We start from the raw sequence: 16,699 nt of genomic DNA, 5'->3' as shown, positions 1-16,699 counted from the left end.
AACGCAAATTTCGACGCTACTCGCCGGGGCCTCCTTTTAATTTTTGGGGATCTGTGGCGTACGGACAAAATCCCTACTGACGCATAGGAACGGTACGTCTCTGGTTCGGCGATACCTTATCCCTGCCAGGTGCTAAGCAGGTAGATGATCATGATGAAGCAAGTGTAGATGATGAACGACAGGACGTTGGAAATCACCTTGAGCGTGGTGTGTCCTTTGCCCCACCACCAGAACTTCCATTCGCTCACGGCCACGTGTTTCGACAGTTGAAACAGCGCGTAGAGCGTGTACTTGCCCGGCACGAACGGAAAACGCGTCCCGTTGATTCTGTTGAGCAGCGTCCAGTTGATCGCCCAGCGCACCATGAACAGCGTCAGGGCAACGGACAGGAGCGTGTAAAGAAGGGTCGCGAGGTTCATGAGTGACGGCGGGTTTCCATTATTCTACCCGGATGAGTCGTGTGGGTTTGGCTTCCGCCGTCAGAAACGTATTGTCGAAAGGATTGTAATGTACTTCTGAATAAATGGTGGGAATCAGCGAGCGTCCCTGCGCATTGAATACGCCCCAGAAATGGTTGCGCCGCACCAGCACTTTGCCCTGGGGTAACTCGGAAATCAGGTCGTATTTCGAAGGAACGATCTGCAGTCCCTGCCCGTTGACCAGCCCGTACCAGCCGCCCTCCTGCACAATGTAGTTGCCGTTTTCGGTGCGGTCCATTTGCGTGTTGCGGGTCGGCAGCACTTCTTTGCCGCTTTTGTTTACGAAGCCCCACAGCCCGTTGCGCTGCACGCGGGCGATGCCGTTCCGAAACGGGTCGGCCACCTCGTAATAGGGTTGGATTCGCAGTTTTTCGCGCTGGTCGATGTAGGCCCACCGGCCGTTGATCATGGCCGCGGCCATGCCTTCGGAGAAAGGCCGGACGGCGTCGTAGCGGTTGGCAATCAGTAGGCGACCTTGTTGGTCGACAAAGCCCCAGCCGCGGTCGATGTGGACGCCAACCATGCCCTCGCTCAGGGGCTGCATGTTCTTGTAGCGGGTGTTAGGAGCCAGCACTACCTTGCCGCTGCGGTTGATCAGGCCCCACTTCTCGCCCAGGCGCACCACAAACAATTCGTTGCGGCTCAGCGGAGCAATCGAGTCGTATTTGGGAGGAACGACCAGCCGATCGTCCGGGGCAATCAGACCCCATTTTCCCTCCTTTTTCATTTGAACGTAGCCTTCGCTCATGGGGCGTAGGGTGTCCGCCTCGTAGCGGAACAGGCCGTTGGCGTCGATCAGGCGGTGGGGGCCACCCGTCAGGGCGATGTAGCGATCGGCACCGGCCGGAATCAGGGCCAGGTACTGCGGTTGCACGCGCCACTTGCCGTCCGGACCGATCAGCCCCGTTCGTCCGCCGATGTAGGCCTGTGCCCGCTCGCCGAGGAAGTTGGTGGCGCTGTCGAAACGCGCAGCGATGATCTCTTTACCCTGTGCATTGGCAAATCCGTAGTGTCCGCGCTTCTTGACGAGGCACCGCCCTTCGTGAAACGTGCCGATGCTGTCGTAGACCGGCGCCAGAATCTGGTGCCCCAGCGAGTCGTAGAGCCCCCAGTAACGGTTTTCGCGCACGCGGAAAAAGCCGCCCGAGTCTGTTACGGTGATGGCGTAGGCCACCGGCAAGACTTCCTTGCCCTGCAGGTTGATGACGCCGAACAGTGAGTCGCGACGGACCAGGGCTTTCCCGCCCCGAAACGTACCGATGCTGTCGTAAGTGGGTGCCACGAGCGGCTGGTCGTCGGCGGTGGTCAGGCCGATGCGATCCCCGATCTGGTAAGCGTAACGGTCGGGGCCTACGGGGTAAATCGATTCGTAGACAAACGTTTTGAGCGAATGGTTGGCGCTGTCGACCAGTTGCCACTGCGGGTAAGGTTCCACAAGGTAGCCCTCGCCGCCTTTAGGTTCCACCGAGCGGTACTGCGGCTTAACAATGAAATTGCCGGCGGGGCCGATTACGCCCCAGCGGAACTGTTGTTTCACCACCGCGTGCTGCCGGTTAAACTCGCGGACATCCTGCCAACTCTGGTTCGACCAGGCCGTTCCTTCGAGGGTGTACAAGTGCCACTGGCCGCTCGGATCTTGTGCGGCGAACGTCCCGTCGGGCGATTGCCGCACGGCGATGTAGTCCAGGGGCAGCACCAGTTCGCCTTTCAGATCATACACCCCGAACCGAAACGCCCGTGCTTCGCCCTGGCTTACCACCAGGCGCGTCATGTTGTAGTTCGGTGAAATGGATGCAAACTGCGGAGGAAGAATCTCCCGCCCTTTCTCGTCCACCAGGCCGTAGCGCATGCCCGCCGCCGACCGGATGCCTACTTGAAAGAGGCCTTCGCGCAACGAGCGGATTTCGTCGAAACGTGCTTTTGTCAGGGCTTTGCCCTTCACGTTGATCAGTCCCCAGCGCCCCTCGCGCTTGTACGCCAGCACACCCCCGGCCGGAGGATGAAAACGGAGCGGCCCTTTCTGACGCGGGTCGAGCAGATAGCGGTCATCAGACCACCCCAGGTACTCGTAGCGTGTGGGAATTAACTGGGCTCCCGATAATTTTTCCACCAGTCCCCAACGTCCGTCGGTTACTTTTTTGGTGTATCGGTCGGTAAAGTCGAGAAGTTCCTGGCTGGCCCACGCCGGTGCAGACAGCAGGAAGAGAAGCGAAAAAGTGATAGAAAGTCGCAGAGAGACAGTTCGTTGAGAGCGCACCATGAAACAAATGTAAGAAGACGCCAGCAAACAGAAAGAAAGCAAATACAGGAAAAAAGCGTTGGTCACTACCGATGTAGGTTCTGAAGAATCCCTGCACTAAAAAGTTGGACAATCTTACCGGAAGGAGTAGTTTTGCTGCCGCCTTTAAGGCCTCGGGGTGTAGCGCAGCTTGGTAGCGCGCGTCGTTCGGGACGACGAGGTCGTGGGTTCAAATCCCGCCACCCCGACCTAAAAAGCCTTCGCAATGATCTGTTGCGAAGGCTTTTTTATTGCTGTCCGCTGAGTAACGAGCGGGTTCCCTACCCAGAGCGCTCGTTCGTCGCCAATCCGGTTCACGTTTACCTTGATCCAAAGGTGGCGATCTCCAGCGCCGTTGTGCGTGGATCGATACGTGCTTTGAGCATGTTCAGAAAGTCGGAGAGCTGGCCTTGCTTTTCGAAGTCCGTCAGGGGCAGCCTTGTTTTCTGACGCCGGGACACGACGCGCATCACCAGCCCTTACGAAATGACGCCCGCACCACAAACAGGCCGAACACCAACGGCAGAAAGGGCACCAGCAGTTCTTCGAGATAAACGTGTTGCGGCGCGTCGTCGGTGAACACCTCGTACAGCACCAGCGTGTAAAAGGCCGAAAACAGAAGTGACGCTATCCCCAGCATCAGCAGCCAGAACCCGTGGTTGGCCAGATGGGCGCGCTCAATGCGCAGCCGGTCGATCTGATGAAAATGGATTGTCGCGTAGTTGAAGCGACTTCTCAGCAGGTGAATGCCTTCGTCTGATAGCCCGAATTCGTCGGTTTCAAAAAGGTACGTGCGCATACGTTCGTTTGGCAGGGAAGCCGTTGCCGGAACGCAAGTAGACGCGTTGGTCGTAGGTCGGGCAGATCGCTTTTGCGGCTGAACTTACGTCAGGAGTACTGATGCCGGATGTGCAAGCGGCAAGCTTGTAAACCGGGAGAAAACAGGGTCAGGAAATCGACAGAGCTTGTGCGGATGACGTGAGAAGCAACACGCGGCCGCAGCTCGCTTCAGGGCTGAACCATATTCTCTTTGTTGAACCATTTTGGGCCTTCCTGGCGAAGAATTTCGAGCAGAATCCAACAGCCGATGCAAAGACTAAGAATCGCAATCAGGTTAAAAATTACGGCGATGAGTTGGAGGCTCAGAGCGGTATTCATGAGGAGCAGACGAGGTGACAGACAGATTCAGGGCACAAACCTACCGAAAATCTGCCCGTTTGCCCCGCTGAATTCCCGGTTGCGGCCAGCGGTGCAGGGCTAAGTTGCTGAGGATGAAGCCGAAAAAAAGCGAAGAATAAGGCAGACGCCGCGGCCACCTCAGACGAACAAGGGAGCCATCTCGCGCCAGTAGCGACCCCGGTGTGCGCGTCCGTGCCACTCGTGCAGCGCGTGGCCAATGCCCTTTTCGCGCAGCAGCTGGCTGAGGTAGCGGTTGCTTGAATAAAACGGATCATCCCGCCCGATGGTGAATACCATGTCCATGTTGCGCAGGTAGTGCAGGTGTTCTTCGCGGTGCAGGTTCGGCAGGTAGTGCAGGGGCGTGTGGAAGTAGATGTTCTCGTCGTAGTAGCCTTCGAACAGATTCGAGAAAAATTCGACCGCGTGGGTCAGGTCGTAACGCCCCGAAAAAGCGCACAGTTTCCGGAACAGGTGCGGGTGTCGAAACGCCAGGTTGGTGGCCAGATAGGCGCCAAGGCTGCAACCGTGGGCGATGGTGCAGGGGTGGTGGTTTTTGCGGGCCATCAGCGGCATCACTTCCTGCAGAATGTACTCTTCGTACTGAATGTGGCGCTGGATGCGGTCGGCCGGGTGTCGCCAGTGGCAGTAGAACGTTTCGCCAGCGAGGTTGTCGAGGCAGTAGAGCTGAAGTTGCCCCGCGTTGATTTTCGGGGCCAGCGCCTGCACCAGCCCCAGGTTTTCGTACTCGTAGAAGCGCCCGTCGCGGGTCGGGAAGATCAGCACTTTGGCCCCGGCGTGTCCAAACACCAGCAGCTCCATGTCGCGCCCGAGGCGGTGACTGTACCAACGATGGTATTCACGGTTCATAGGTCATGAAAAAAAGCGTTGAGGTCCTGCAGTAGTTCTTCCTCTTCTTGGGCCTGGCCTTCGTATTCCGCGTGGCCGTGCCGCAGCACGTAGCGTTGTTTGGGGTGGGGAAGGGCGTTGTAAATGGCAAATTGTCCGGGCGGCGTCACCATGGGGTCAGAGAGGGCGGCCGCCACATGGACGGGCACCTGCACGAACCGGGCCGCCACGGCCGCGTCGTAATAGGCGAGGGTAGAGAGCGCATCGCCGTGCCGCTGCTGGTAACTTTGCAGGGCCGCCCCGCTGCCGTAGGTCGGGTACTGCATCCGGAGCGGATGATGGCCGAACGTAGGCACGTTGAAGTGCGCCCGCCGGATGCGCAGATCCCACGGCAGGGCCAGCGCCCCGATGCCTCCCCCGAAGCTGATGCCCAGGTAACCTACGTGCCCGGCTACGGCCGGAAACAGGTGCAGCAATGCCGAAACGCCCAACCAAAGATCTTCGGTACAACCCCGCAAAATGTAGCGGTCGGGGCGGTCGATGTCGTGCAGCACGTGGTACTGCGGATCGGGGGAAATCGGTGGGTGAGGGCTGCGCGAAAGGCCCCGGAAGCAGGGAAACAACAGCGCCGCTTCCCGAATCGGCAGGTGAAAATCGGGTGCATCGCGGCCGCCGTAGCCGTGCCCGACCACCACGCCACGCCGCACCGGCTCGTGTTTCGGAATCAACACCCATCCCCCGAGGGTGACCTGATCGGTCGATTGGTACTGAAGGTCGTAAAGTTCGAAGTCGGGATGTGCGGTGCCGGTATGAATGATCCGCGGTTTGGGGTGGACGGCCCGCGCCTGACGGTAACGCTCCCGCCAGACAGCGGCAAAATCGTCGGGCGTGGGAGGCGGTTCGATCTGAAGAAGTTGCGAAAGCGGGAAGGGGTGCGCAGGATCGGGCAGCGAGACAGATTCGGGCATGAATGCGTTGGGTTTCACCGGTGTGACAGAATGCCGTGAAACTACCGGAAAACCCAGTGCCCGTTCGGACGATGTAGCGCGCTTGGTCATACGCAGGGCAGCCCGCGAGGGCGTTTGCAGCCGAAGAAGGGTGGGAGCAGCAAGCTAAAAAACGGGTAGGAGAGAAGACAGTCCCGCACCGAGAATTAACAGAAACCTAAACCTGACGTCACAAGACCCGCCCCGGCGTGCGCCCTTACGGAATCGGTTTGCCGACCGCCTGTTTGTTGCTGTACTGTTTGCCCAGCAGCGAGGCCAAGGTACTGGCGAACTGGTTCTGCCACCACTGCCCCTGGGTTTTCATTTCGCCTTTGGCCGGCGTGTCGGGCCCGATCATCGCAAACCAGATGGCATCGGCCCCTGGGTGGTCGGTGCCGTGGTGCTTCCAGCCGTCGCGCGTAGAGCCGCGTCCGTGGTCGGTGGTGATGAGGAACGTCGTGTTGCCTGCGTAAAATGGATCCGACTGCACGTAGTCCCACAGCGCCTTGATGAACGCATCGGTCCGTTGGGCAGAACGCAGGTACTGGTCGTAGTGGCCGCCATGCGCAAAGTCGTCGGTTTCGCCGTAGGCAATGTACACCACGCGCGGATGCTGCCGCTTCATGTACTCGAGGGCGTAGTGGTGCGTGAAGGCATCGAGGCGCACCGATCCCCAGGGCGACGGAATTTCGGGTTGCAGCTCGTTCAGAAACCGTTCTTTGTCGCTCAGGCCTGAGCCGGTGGCGGTCTCGAAACCGGCGTTGACCGGCACACCGCTCCGCTTTTCGTTTACGATGTAGGGAAACACGTCCCACGACCCAAAGGCCGCCACTTTGCCGCGGAAGTCGGGCTGTTGGTTGAGCCATTCCAGCACGGTCACGTTCGGGTTCTCCACCTTGTCGTTCGAGTGGATGCGCGGGTCTGCAAACCCAGTCAGAATTTCGTTGTAGCCCGGGTACGAAAACCAGTGCTTGTTGGAAACGTTGACCTGGTTGCCCAGCCAGCGGTTGCCGTACAACTGCCCTTTTTGCTGCAGCGTGCTCCAGAACCACGGCATCAGCTTTTCGCGGCGCTGTGCGGGCGTGGCGGCCGAAAATTGCGCATACAGCCCGGCCGTATCTTCGACAAATTCCCGGTTCAGCATCAGGCTATCGACCGCTCCGCCGAACACTTCCTGCCAGCGCATGCCGTCGAGCGTGATCAAGACTACGTTTTGGGTTTTGTGTTGCGAAAAAAGCGGGCCGGAAAGAAAGAGCAGCAGGAGCAGGGCAAGGGAGCGTGTCATGGGTACTGAGCGTTAGAACGTGATTAAGTTACGAATTCGGAACGGTGCGAGGTGGCCGGTGAAGCCGAGGGGTAAGCTAGCAGAAGAAGCGGGGAGGCCATCGTACAGATAAGGCCTCAACGCAGCGAAAAGGCTTTTCTTCCGCGCAGGCACTACTTCGTCTCACCCGCCACCGATTTGGTTGCGAAGCTAAACGAAGCGGCCGGGTCGTGCTAGTAAGAACTCAACAACCACTGATGAAGTTGTGCGGCCGGCGGGCCCGGGTTACGGAGAATTAACAGTTCGATAACCTGCTTCTTCCGCTGCCAAAGGCGATTCCTCTGTTCCTTTGTGGCTTCATTGCTACTTATGGAAATCACTCTACGCCCTACGCACGTTACCCACGAGACGTTCAACGAGTTATTTCTAGCGCACTGGCAGCAGTGTTTTGCGCTGGCCTACCGGCTGCTGCAGGACCAACAGATGGCCGAAGACTTGGTGCAGGAAATTTTTATGGACCTCTGGCACCGCCGCCGCGAGCTCTCCCTGCAAAATCCCGAGGCGTTTCTGATCCGGATGATCAAAAACAAAGCCTTCACGGCCCTGTCGCGGACCCGCCTCCACGAACGCAACCTGGAAATCCTGGAAAAACTGGCCCGGCACCCCTCGCCAGAAGAGCAGTACGTCGCCCAGGAACTGGAGGAACTTCTGCACGAGACGGTGCAGGAACTGCCGCCCCGCTGCCGGGAGGTCTACCAACTGAAACGGGAGGAAGGGCTGAGCACCCGCGAGATCGCCGAGCGCCTTTGCATTTCGGACCGGACGGTCGAGCAGCACCTGTACCAGGCCAATAAGTTACTGCGAAGCAACCTGAAGCCTGTTATCGTAGGGTTACTTCTGCTGTCGTTTTCTTAACAGTTTCTTAACCGGTTTGCACTACGTAGTCGGGGTGGTTTTGGAGACTTCCTGATGAGACGCGAACCCCATGAGCAAACAACGCCACTGGCAGTCGGCACTGCAACGCTACCTGAACGGAGACGCCACCCCGCACGAACGGGAGGTGCTGGACCGTTGGGTAGCCCGGCAGCAGCAGGACCCCGCCGAAGTATTTAAAGAACTGCCCGAACCGGCCGAGGCGATCCGCGACCGCATGTTGCGGAACCTGCACCGGGCGCAACGCGCAGAGAAAACCGCGCGCCGCCTTGCGCCGCGCTGGTGGGTCGCCGCTTCGGTGGTGTTGCTGGCCCTGTTGGGCGGCGTGGTGGGGTATTACCTGCCGGAAGAAACTCCCGTGGCGGCGCTGCCGGCGTCTCCGCAGCAGCACCGAATCGTTACACAAGCGGGCGAACAGCGCGCGGTCACTCTGCCCGACGGTTCCGAGGTGCAGTTGAACTACGACAGCGAGTTGCGCTACGAAGTGCCCTTCGGGGCGGTGCAACGCCGGGTTTATCTGCGGGGGGAAGCGTTTTTTAACGTACAGCGTGACACGACGCGCCCGTTTTTTGTCGACACGGATCAGGTGCAGACGCAGGTACTAGGCACTTCGTTCAACGTGACGACCCACGATCAACACTACGCCGTCGCGGTGGCCACCGGGCGTGTAGAGGTGACCACCGCGGGCCATGCCGTCCGCTTGCAACCCGACGAAAAGGCTACGCTCGACGCGCAGACGCATCGCCTGGTAAAACAACCCGGTTCGCCCGACGACTACGGATGGACCCGAGGCGTACTGATCTTCGAGAATCTGCCGCTGGCACAGGCCCTGACGCAACTGGAGCGTTGGTACGGCGTCGAAATCATTTCGCGTGCGCGTCCCACCACCCGCACCATCACCGCACGCTACGAAAAACAACCCCTCGACCAAGTGCTGGAAAGCATGACGTTTCTGCTCAATCTCCACTACGAAATCGGAGACCACCAACGCATTTTTCTGACAGAACCTAATCCATAACTGAGTTTACCCATGAACACACACGTACGTACCCGACTGTTCGGTCCGGGGTGCAGGATCGTATTGATCTGGCTTTCCTGCCTGGGCCTGTGGTCGCAGCCTCTGAGGGCGCAACCGTTGCCGCTGGCTTTCTATGGCACGTCGCCACAGCAGGACCCCAACGCCTTTGCACTCACCCTGCGCAACGCCCGCCTGCCCGAGCTGTTTCGGGCCATCGAAGCGCGCTCCGGCTACCGCTTCGCGTATACCGACGAGGTGGCGCAGCTTGACCAGACGTTCTCCATCGTGGGGAATCACCTGACGTTGAAGGAGGTCCTCAGCCAATTGCAGGCTGAAGCGCCGCTGCGGTTCCGGCAGCGCGAGGAGTTGATTTCGGTAGCGCTGGAGCGTCCCGGCGTTCAGCCGAAGGCGGTGGAACGAGACGTGACCGGTCGCGTGCACGACGAAGCCGGCGAGCCCATTCCGGGCGTATCGGTGCTGGTAAAAGGCAGCACACTGGGCACCATCACCGACATTGACGGGCGGTTTGTGTTGCGCGTGCAGGACGAAGGCACGCCCACCCTGGTGATCTCGTTTGTCGGCTACCAGACGCAGGAGCTGACGCTCGGGACGCAGAACGAACTGGACGTAACCCTCTTCGAAGACGTACAGAGTCTGAATGAAATCGTGGTGGTCGGCTACGGCACGCAGAAAAAAGCGAACCTGACGGGCGCGGTGTCGCAGGTGGAGCCCAAAGACATCGAGCGCCGCCCCAACCCGAACCTGACGCAAAGCTTGCAGGGGACCATGCCCGGCCTCAACATTGCGCGCACCAGCGGGAACCCGGGTGCGACGCCCCGCATCAACATCCGCGGTTTTACGTCCATCAACGGGGGCAATCCGCTCGTCCTGGTCGACGGGGTGGAAGGTGACATCAACAAGATCAACCCGAACGACGTGGAGTCCGTCACGGTGCTGAAAGATGCCGCCGCCTCGGCCATTTACGGCGCGCGGGGCTCGTTCGGCGTGATTCTGGTCACCACCAAGGCGGCACAGTCGGGGCGGATGCGCGTTAGCTACAGCAACAATTTTGCGTGGCAGACCACCACGACCAACACCGATTTTGTGAAAGACCCTTACCTGGCTACCCAACTGGTCGACGAGTCGTTCCGGGTCTCCACCGGGCGGAACTACACCGGTTACAACGCCGCCGACTACGAAGAACTGCAACGGCGCTCGACCGATCCGTCGCTGCCCGACGTGGTGGTCGACAACCGGGGCGGCCGCGACCAGTACATCTACTACGGCAACACCGACTGGTGGAACACGATGTTCCGCAAGTGGCAGCCTACGCAAACGCACAACCTTTCGCTGACCGGCGGGACCGACCGCCTGAGTGTGCTGTTGTCCGGCCGCTTTTACAAGCAGTTGGGCATCCTGAACGTGCAGAAAGACACGTACGACTCGTACAACGCGCGCGGCAAAGTCGACCTGAAAGTAAACGACTGGCTGACCTTGTCGGAAAACCTGCAGGTAAACACGAGCGATCAGCTTTCGCACGGCGGCAGCATGTACGGCTGGGGCGAGCCCTGGGGCAGTCTGATCTGGGTACACGCGCTGCCGTCGTACGTGCCGCAGAACCCTGACGGAACGGCCACGTTCCGTACCGAACTCAACAACTACACCATCGGCGACGGCGTGTTTGCGTCGTTGCTCTACGGCAAATCGATCGAAACCATCGGCCAGCAGCAGCTCATCAACACGGTGGGAGCCACCCTGGCCCCTACGCCCGTGCCTGGCCTGAGCGTCAAGTTCAACTACACGAATCGCTGGGATTTTCTGCAACAGACGCAGCGCAGTACCCTGAGTCCGTGGTCGATCTACCCGGACCAGATCAGCTACCTGGGCAACGACCAGCTGCGGAAAGTCTCCGGCTTCGATACCTACACGGCGCTGAACCTCTACGCCAATTACGAGCACAACGCGGGGCGGCACCACTTCAAAGAGATGGTCGGCGTGAACCGCGAGTACAAAAAATACACGACGCAGGATGCACGGAAGAAAAACAACCTGTCCGACGACCTGAACGAACTTGACCTGGGCAGCAGCGATCCCGAAGCGTACGGCACCGCCTCCGAGTGGGCCATCCGCGGCTACTTTTTCCGCGTCAACTACGACTTCGACAACCGCTACCTGCTGGAAGTGAACGGTCGCTACGACGGGACGTCGCGGTTCCCGAGTCAGTACCGCTGGGGATTTTTTCCGTCGGTATCGGCGGGGTGGAACGTGAGCAACGAACCCTTCCTGTCCGGGCTGAAAAACGTGTTCGACGAGTTGAAATTCCGGGCGTCGTACGGAGGGTTGGGCAACCAGCAGGTGGGTACCTACGCCTACATCCCGACGCTGAACAAAGCTACTTCGGGGTCGTATGCCATCAATGGCAGCAAGCTGGAGTACATCACGCCTCCGGGCCTGAATCCGGTCGACATTACGTGGGAGCGCGTCACGACGACCAACGTCGGCATGGACGTGGCGGTGCTGCGCAATCGCCTGAGCGCCAACGTGGACGTGTTCCAGCGCAACACCATCGGCATGCTGACCCAGGGCCGAACCCTCCCGGCGGTGCTGGGCACTGGCTCGCCGCAGGAAAACGCCGCCGACCTGCGGACCCGCGGCTTCGAGCTGACGCTGACCTACCAGCAGAGCATTCCGCTGGGCAACAAGCCCCTGCATCTGGTGTTTACCGGCAACCTGGCCAACCAGTTGACCAAAATCACGCGCTTCGACAATCCTAATAACTACCTGGGCGACTACTACGTCGGCCAGACCATCGGCGAAATCTGGGGCTACCACATCGACGGTCTGTTCCAGTCGGATCAGGAGGCGAGCGACTACCCGGTCGACCAACGGCGGGTAAACGGCCGGATCAACTCCTCGCCGGGCGAGAACGGACACCTGCTGGCGGGGGACATGAAGTTTGCCGACCTGAACGGCGACGGCGAAATCAGCCAGGGCAACAACACGCTGGCCAACCCCGGCGATCGCCGCATCATCGGCAATGCCGCGCCCCAGCTTCCGTATAGCTTTTCCGTACGTGCCGACTGGAATAACTTCGACTTCTCGGTCTTCTTCCAGGGCATCGGCAAGCAGGACTGGTACCCGGGCAACGATTCCCGCCTGTTCTGGGCGATGTACTGCCGTCCGTACGTGTCGTTCATCCGCAAAGACCTGGTCGACGAGATCTGGACCCCCGAAAATCCTGACGCCTATTTTCCTCGCCTGCGCGGGTATACGGCCCTGAGCAGCGGCAGCGAACTCTACGAACAGAACGACCGCTACCTGCAAAATGTCGCGTACCTGCGGCTGAAAAACCTCAGCATCGGCTACACCTTCCCGACGCAACTGACACAGCGCGTCCACCTGGACCGTGTACGCATCTACATCAGTGGCGAAAACCTGCTGACGTTCAGCAAGCTGACCGACTACGTCGATCCCGAGGCAGCCTCCAGCGGCGTGGACCTGTCGCGCACCGTCACGGCCGACGACCGCTCCAATGCACAGACGTATCCGTTCAGCAAAGCGTATTCGTTCGGACTGTCCGTCAATTTTTAATCATTCTTCGATTTACTGAACTCATGAAAACTTTCCTGAAATCCTTCGCCACGTGGGTGTGTCTGGGGGCGGCGCTGACCTTCTTGGGCAGTTGCGAGAACGACCTGGACCTGGAACCGCTGGCGGAAGTGACACCCGAAACGTTCTTCCAGAAAGCGAGCGATCTGGAACTCTATACCAACTCGTTTTACCTGACCTTTCCGGCCGAAGGCATCTACAACGGCGATGCCGATTCGGACAACATCATTCAGAACTCGCCCTCCGAACGGGTGCGTGGCGCGCGGGTGGTGCCGACCGATGCCTCGGGGGCTGGCTGGACGTGGAACGACCTGCGGGAGATCAACTACTTCCTGATCAACTACCAGCGCTGTCCCGACGAAGCGGCCAAGAAGCACTACGGTGGCGTGGCCCGCTTTTTCCGCGCCTACTTTTACTACAACAAAGTGCGGCAGTTCGGCGATGTGCCGTGGTATTCGGAGCCGGTTGATCCGACCGACGAAGCGGCGTTGCTCAAACCGCGCGACGCGCGTCAGTTGGTGATGGATTCGGTAATGGCCGACCTCGACTTCGCCATCGCGAACATGAACAGCGGGGCGGAAGTGTACCGCGTGACGAAATGGACCGCGCTGGCACTCAAATCGCGGGCGGCGCTTTACGAGGGCACGTTCCGCAAGTACCACGGCCTGGACGGGGCCGAGAAGTTTCTGGAAGCGGCCTGGCAGTCGGCCGACGAACTGATGAACTCCGGCACGTACCAGCTGTATATGGGCGATCCTGCCACGGTTTACCGGGAATTTTTCGCGTCGCACGATGCCATCGGCGCGGAGATGATTCTGGCGCGGGAGTTCAATACGGAGCAGGCCATCGACCACAACGTCAACTACTACACGATTACGTCGTCGTACGGCATGCCGGGGATGCCCAAAGATCTGGTGAATAGCTACCTGATGGCCGACGGCTCGCGCTTTACGGACCAGCCCAACTACAACCAGATGCCGTTTGTGGAGGAAGTTGCCAACCGCGACCCGCGTCTGTCGCAGACCATCCGCACGCCCGGCTACCGTCGCATCGGCACGTCCGAAGTGGTGCCGCCGAACCTGGGCGCAACGGTGACGGGTTACCAACTGACCAAGTACGTGACCGAGCCGCGCTACGACAGCAACGACGAGTCGATTACCGACCTGCCGCTGTTCCGGTACGCCGAGGTGCTGCTCAACTTTGCGGAAGCCAAAGCGGAGCTGGGTATCCTGACGCAGGGCGACCTGGATCGGTCGATCAACTTGCTGCGCGACCGCGTGGCGATGCCGCATCTGGACATGGCCGCGGCCAATGCCGATCCCGACCCGTTTCTGGCGGCGCAGTACGTCCACGTCGCGCAAGGGGGGAACCAGGGCGTTATTCTGGAGATCCGTCGTGAGCGGCGCATCGAATTGTTCATGGAAAACCTGCGCTGGGACGACCTGATGCGCTGGAAAGAAGGGCAGAAGCTGCTGCAACCTTTCCGGGGGATGTACTTCCCCGGTCCGGGTGAGTACGACCTGGAAGGCGACGGCGATGTGGACGTGGTGCTGTATACCGAAGAACCTGCCTCTAAACCCAACGGCATCCAGTTTCTGAAGCTGGGCGAAAACGTGGTGCTCGACGCCAACGGGCTGATCGACCCGCAACCCGGCATCAGCCGGGCGTTTGACGAAAGTAAAGACTACCTTTACCCGCTGCCGATCACGGAACTGTTGTTGAACCCGAACCTGGAGCAGAATCCGGGCTGGTAGCCCCAACGCGTTGGTCATGAGGTACCGCTTTTTTTGTAGTGTGTTGACAGGAGCCGCTCTGGGAGGAATCGTCCTCGGGGCGGCTTCCTGCACTTCGGCGTCGGATGCGCAGGCCACCTCGGCCGATACGGCGGCGGTTGCCGGGGGCGCAACGTTGCGCGTAATGACGTACAACATTCACCACGCCAATCCGCCGGGGCAGCCCGACCAAATCGACGTGGAAGGCATCGCCGACGTGATTCGCCGGCAGCGCCCCGATCTGGTGGCGTTGCAGGAGGTAGACGTCCGAACGGCACGGGCGGGGCAGGTCGACGAAGCAGAACGCCTGGCGGCAGCGCTGGACATGCACGTCTATTTCGGGAAGGCGATGGACTACGACGGGGGCGGCTACGGCGTGGCCCTTCTGTCGCGCTTTCCTCTGTCGGAAACGCAGGTGATGCCTTTGCCCGCCCAACCGGCACCGCCCAGCGAACCGCGGGTGCTGGCCACGGCGCGGGTGCAGTTGCCCAACGGCCGGGCGATTCGCTTTGCGTCGACGCACCTCGATGCCGGTCGCGATTCTACCAACCGCCAGTTGCAGATCGACGCGATTGTGCAACGGACCGCGGCCGATTCGCTGCCGTGGCTGATCGGGGGCGATTTTAACGCCACGCCCCATTCGGGCGTGATCCGTACCCTCGATGCCGCCTTTACCCGTACCTGCCACGACTGCGCGCCGACCATTCCCATCGACCGGCCGGAAAAAGCCATCGACTTTCTGGCGTTTCGGGGCGAGCCTCCGTTTCGGGTGGTAGACCATCAAGTGATCAACCACGAGGCAGCATCCGATCATTTGCCCGTCGTGGCCGAGCTTACGTATTAATCTGAGTACTTCTTTATCCCAATTTTCATTTCATGTCCCGTACCTTTCTTTTCCCCTTTGTGCTGATGTCTTTGTTGACCCTGAGCAGCCTTTGTTCGCAGGATCTCCGCGTCGCGACCTACAACATCCGCTACGATGCTGCCAGCGACACCCTCGACCGCTGGTCCAAACGCCATCCGTTTGTCGCCCAACTGGTGCAGTTCCACGACTTCGACATCTTTGGCGTGCAGGAAGCCCTGCACCATCAGATGCAGGACCTGAGCGGAAAACTGCCTGGCTATGCCTTCATTGGCGTAGGCCGCGACGACGGCAAACAGAAAGGCGAGTATTCGGCCATTTTCTACAAGAAAGATCGCTTCGAGGTGCTGAAGCAAAGCACGTTCTGGCTGGCCGAAACCACCGACAAGCCCGTGAAAGGCTGGGACGCGGCGCTGCCTCGCATTTGTACGTGGGGGCAGTTTCGCGACAAAGCCACGGGCAAAACGTTTTACTTTTTTAACACCCACTTCGACCACGTAGGCGTGGAGGCGCGCAAAAACAGCGCGAAGCTGATCGTCCGGAAAATCAAGGAGATTGCGGGCAATGCGCCGGTGGTTCTGACGGGCGACCTGAACCTGGGGCAAGACAGCGATGCTTACAAAATCTTCCGCGATTCGCCGGAGTTGCACGATACCCACGACACGGCGCAGCGGGTCTACGACAACAACGGTTCGTTTAACGGATTCGGCTACCGGCCCATCGACGACCAGCGGATCGACCACGTGTTTGTAAGCGACCAGTTTCAGGTGGCCACCTACGGACTGCTGACCGATACCTACTACGGCCGCTACCCGTCCGATCACTTTCCGGTGATGGCTGTATTGCGGTACTGAGCGCAATACACCGGTCGTGTTAGCAAAAGGCGACGTGCGTCGGAGCGGGCCAGGCCTGACCGACGGGCGTCGCCTTTTCGGTTGTGGGACAGCCGTCGGACCCACGGGCGCTGGCTGCCCTGGAAGGAGCCCTTTTTGCGGTGCGGGCGAAACAAAATGGAAGTAGGTGGGTTAGGAAAGGAATAACCAGCGAAACAAGAACGTGCACAGCACACACGGATAACTTTTTCTCTTGCCGAAAAGCCGACGTCAGAACGACTCACCTCCCGGACGAAAGCGCCACCACCGCCATCGAACGGACGTTCGCGACGTTCGGAGCCACAACAAAATCGGGTTTACCTACGAACGACGGGTCCGCTGCGTAACAATGCGACGCCACTCACCACGCGTTTCATGCTTATTTGGGCCAGCACAGGCCTGTTGCACCAACGCATTGATCTACTGCGCTGAGCATACAGCAGCAGTTTCCGGGGTAGCGTTTCGTCGGTGGGGAACGTGGGGGATGTATTGCCCCGACCGACCTTGCCGGCGAAAGCTCCCTTTCTTCCGGCTCCTGCACGGGCGTTCCAAAAATGATGTGTAGAAAAGGTAGCCGCGCGTCGGCCCTCAAAAAAAAGTG

General features: G+C 59.7%; 12 protein-coding genes and 1 tRNA gene. 7 read left to right on the top strand and 6 right to left on the bottom strand.

Annotated elements, in window-relative coordinates:
• Nucleotides 1-116: 116 nt before the first annotated feature.
• Both BLR44_RS24635 and BLR44_RS24630 read right to left on the bottom strand, forming a co-directional pair.
• A complete protein-coding gene (locus BLR44_RS24635) occupies nt 117-419 on the bottom strand; it encodes a hypothetical protein (protein WP_089687229.1) in 303 nt (100 codons plus the stop codon).
• Nucleotides 420-438: 19 nt separating this feature from the next.
• A complete protein-coding gene (locus tag BLR44_RS24630) occupies nt 439-2,739 on the bottom strand; it encodes a WG repeat-containing protein (RefSeq protein ID WP_143017461.1) in 2,301 nt (766 codons plus the stop codon).
• 153 nt (nt 2,740-2,892) lie between these two features.
• Between BLR44_RS24630 and BLR44_RS24625 the strand changes: the two genes are divergently transcribed.
• Nucleotides 2,893-2,966: transfer RNA gene (locus BLR44_RS24625), tRNA-Pro, on the top strand.
• Nucleotides 2,967-3,226: 260 nt separating this feature from the next.
• On the opposite strand, the gene BLR44_RS24620 is transcribed toward BLR44_RS24625, so the two are convergent.
• The 4 genes from BLR44_RS24620 to BLR44_RS24600 form a co-directional block, all read right to left on the bottom strand.
• Nucleotides 3,227-3,556, bottom strand: a complete 330-nt coding sequence (locus BLR44_RS24620; protein ID WP_089687227.1) for a hypothetical protein — start codon at nt 3,554-3,556, stop codon at nt 3,227-3,229.
• Between the two features lie 518 nt (nt 3,557-4,074).
• Nucleotides 4,075-4,803, bottom strand: a complete 729-nt coding sequence (locus tag BLR44_RS24610; protein ID WP_089687223.1) for an esterase family protein — start codon at nt 4,801-4,803, stop codon at nt 4,075-4,077.
• Nucleotides 4,800-5,750, bottom strand: coding sequence for an acetylxylan esterase (locus BLR44_RS24605; RefSeq protein WP_089687358.1), 951 nt, complete (start codon nt 5,748-5,750; stop codon nt 4,800-4,802). The genes BLR44_RS24610 and BLR44_RS24605 overlap by 4 nt, the downstream gene beginning before the upstream one ends.
• A gap of 235 nt (nt 5,751-5,985) precedes the next feature.
• Complete coding sequence (locus tag BLR44_RS24600) at nt 5,986-7,053, bottom strand: sulfatase-like hydrolase/transferase (RefSeq protein ID WP_089687220.1); 1,068 nt, start codon at nt 7,051-7,053, stop codon at nt 5,986-5,988.
• Between the two features lie 348 nt (nt 7,054-7,401).
• On the opposite strand from BLR44_RS24600, the gene BLR44_RS24595 reads away from it, so the two are divergent.
• From BLR44_RS24595 to BLR44_RS24570, 6 genes are all read left to right on the top strand, one after another.
• Nucleotides 7,402-7,947, top strand: coding sequence for an RNA polymerase sigma-70 factor (locus BLR44_RS24595; RefSeq protein ID WP_089687218.1), 546 nt, complete (start codon nt 7,402-7,404; stop codon nt 7,945-7,947).
• 70 nt (nt 7,948-8,017) lie between these two features.
• A complete protein-coding gene (locus BLR44_RS24590) occupies nt 8,018-8,983 on the top strand; it encodes a FecR family protein (RefSeq protein WP_089687216.1) in 966 nt (321 codons plus the stop codon).
• A gap of 12 nt (nt 8,984-8,995) precedes the next feature.
• Nucleotides 8,996-12,574: a SusC/RagA family TonB-linked outer membrane protein gene (locus tag BLR44_RS24585; RefSeq protein WP_089687214.1), complete on the top strand. Its 3,579-nt coding sequence runs from the start codon at nt 8,996-8,998 to the stop codon at nt 12,572-12,574.
• Nucleotides 12,575-12,597: 23 nt separating this feature from the next.
• Nucleotides 12,598-14,346 carry a RagB/SusD family nutrient uptake outer membrane protein gene (locus tag BLR44_RS24580; protein ID WP_089687212.1) on the top strand — a complete coding sequence of 583 codons (1,749 nt, stop codon included), beginning with the start codon at nt 12,598-12,600 and terminating at the stop codon, nt 14,344-14,346.
• Nucleotides 14,347-14,362: 16 nt separating this feature from the next.
• A complete protein-coding gene (locus tag BLR44_RS24575; protein WP_089687210.1) occupies nt 14,363-15,208 on the top strand; it encodes an endonuclease/exonuclease/phosphatase family protein in 846 nt (281 codons plus the stop codon).
• Nucleotides 15,209-15,240: 32 nt separating this feature from the next.
• Nucleotides 15,241-16,080, top strand: a complete 840-nt coding sequence (locus BLR44_RS24570) for an endonuclease/exonuclease/phosphatase family protein (RefSeq protein ID WP_089687208.1) — start codon at nt 15,241-15,243, stop codon at nt 16,078-16,080.
• The last annotated feature ends 619 nt before the right edge of the window (nt 16,081-16,699 follow it).

This window comes from Catalinimonas alkaloidigena (genome assembly GCF_900100765.1).
Lineage (GTDB): Bacteria > Bacteroidota > Bacteroidia > Cytophagales > Flexibacteraceae > Mooreia > Mooreia alkaloidigena.
Note: the sequence above shows the minus strand (reverse complement) of the source record. Positions and strands in the feature narration are given on the sequence as shown.

What these genes read in the sequence shown, in the direction of transcription:
- BLR44_RS24570 (WP_089687208.1), top strand. Translation starts at nt 15,241, where the DNA reads ATGTCCCGTACCTTTCTTTTCCCCTTTGTGCTGATGTCTTTGTTGACC.
- BLR44_RS24620 (WP_089687227.1), bottom strand. Translation starts at nt 3,556, where the DNA reads ATGCGCACGTACCTTTTTGAAACCGACGAATTCGGGCTATCAGACGAA.
- BLR44_RS24585 (WP_089687214.1), top strand. Translation starts at nt 8,996, where the DNA reads ATGAACACACACGTACGTACCCGACTGTTCGGTCCGGGGTGCAGGATC.
- BLR44_RS24605 (WP_089687358.1), bottom strand. Translation starts at nt 5,750, where the DNA reads ATGCCCGAATCTGTCTCGCTGCCCGATCCTGCGCACCCCTTCCCGCTT.
- BLR44_RS24635 (WP_089687229.1), bottom strand. Translation starts at nt 419, where the DNA reads ATGAACCTCGCGACCCTTCTTTACACGCTCCTGTCCGTTGCCCTGACG.
- BLR44_RS24590 (WP_089687216.1), top strand. Translation starts at nt 8,018, where the DNA reads ATGAGCAAACAACGCCACTGGCAGTCGGCACTGCAACGCTACCTGAAC.
- BLR44_RS24580 (WP_089687212.1), top strand. Translation starts at nt 12,598, where the DNA reads ATGAAAACTTTCCTGAAATCCTTCGCCACGTGGGTGTGTCTGGGGGCG.
- BLR44_RS24630 (WP_143017461.1), bottom strand. Translation starts at nt 2,739, where the DNA reads ATGGTGCGCTCTCAACGAACTGTCTCTCTGCGACTTTCTATCACTTTT.
- BLR44_RS24595 (WP_089687218.1), top strand. Translation starts at nt 7,402, where the DNA reads ATGGAAATCACTCTACGCCCTACGCACGTTACCCACGAGACGTTCAAC.
- BLR44_RS24600 (WP_089687220.1), bottom strand. Translation starts at nt 7,053, where the DNA reads ATGACACGCTCCCTTGCCCTGCTCCTGCTGCTCTTTCTTTCCGGCCCG.
- BLR44_RS24575 (WP_089687210.1), top strand. Translation starts at nt 14,363, where the DNA reads ATGAGGTACCGCTTTTTTTGTAGTGTGTTGACAGGAGCCGCTCTGGGA.
- BLR44_RS24610 (WP_089687223.1), bottom strand. Translation starts at nt 4,803, where the DNA reads ATGAACCGTGAATACCATCGTTGGTACAGTCACCGCCTCGGGCGCGAC.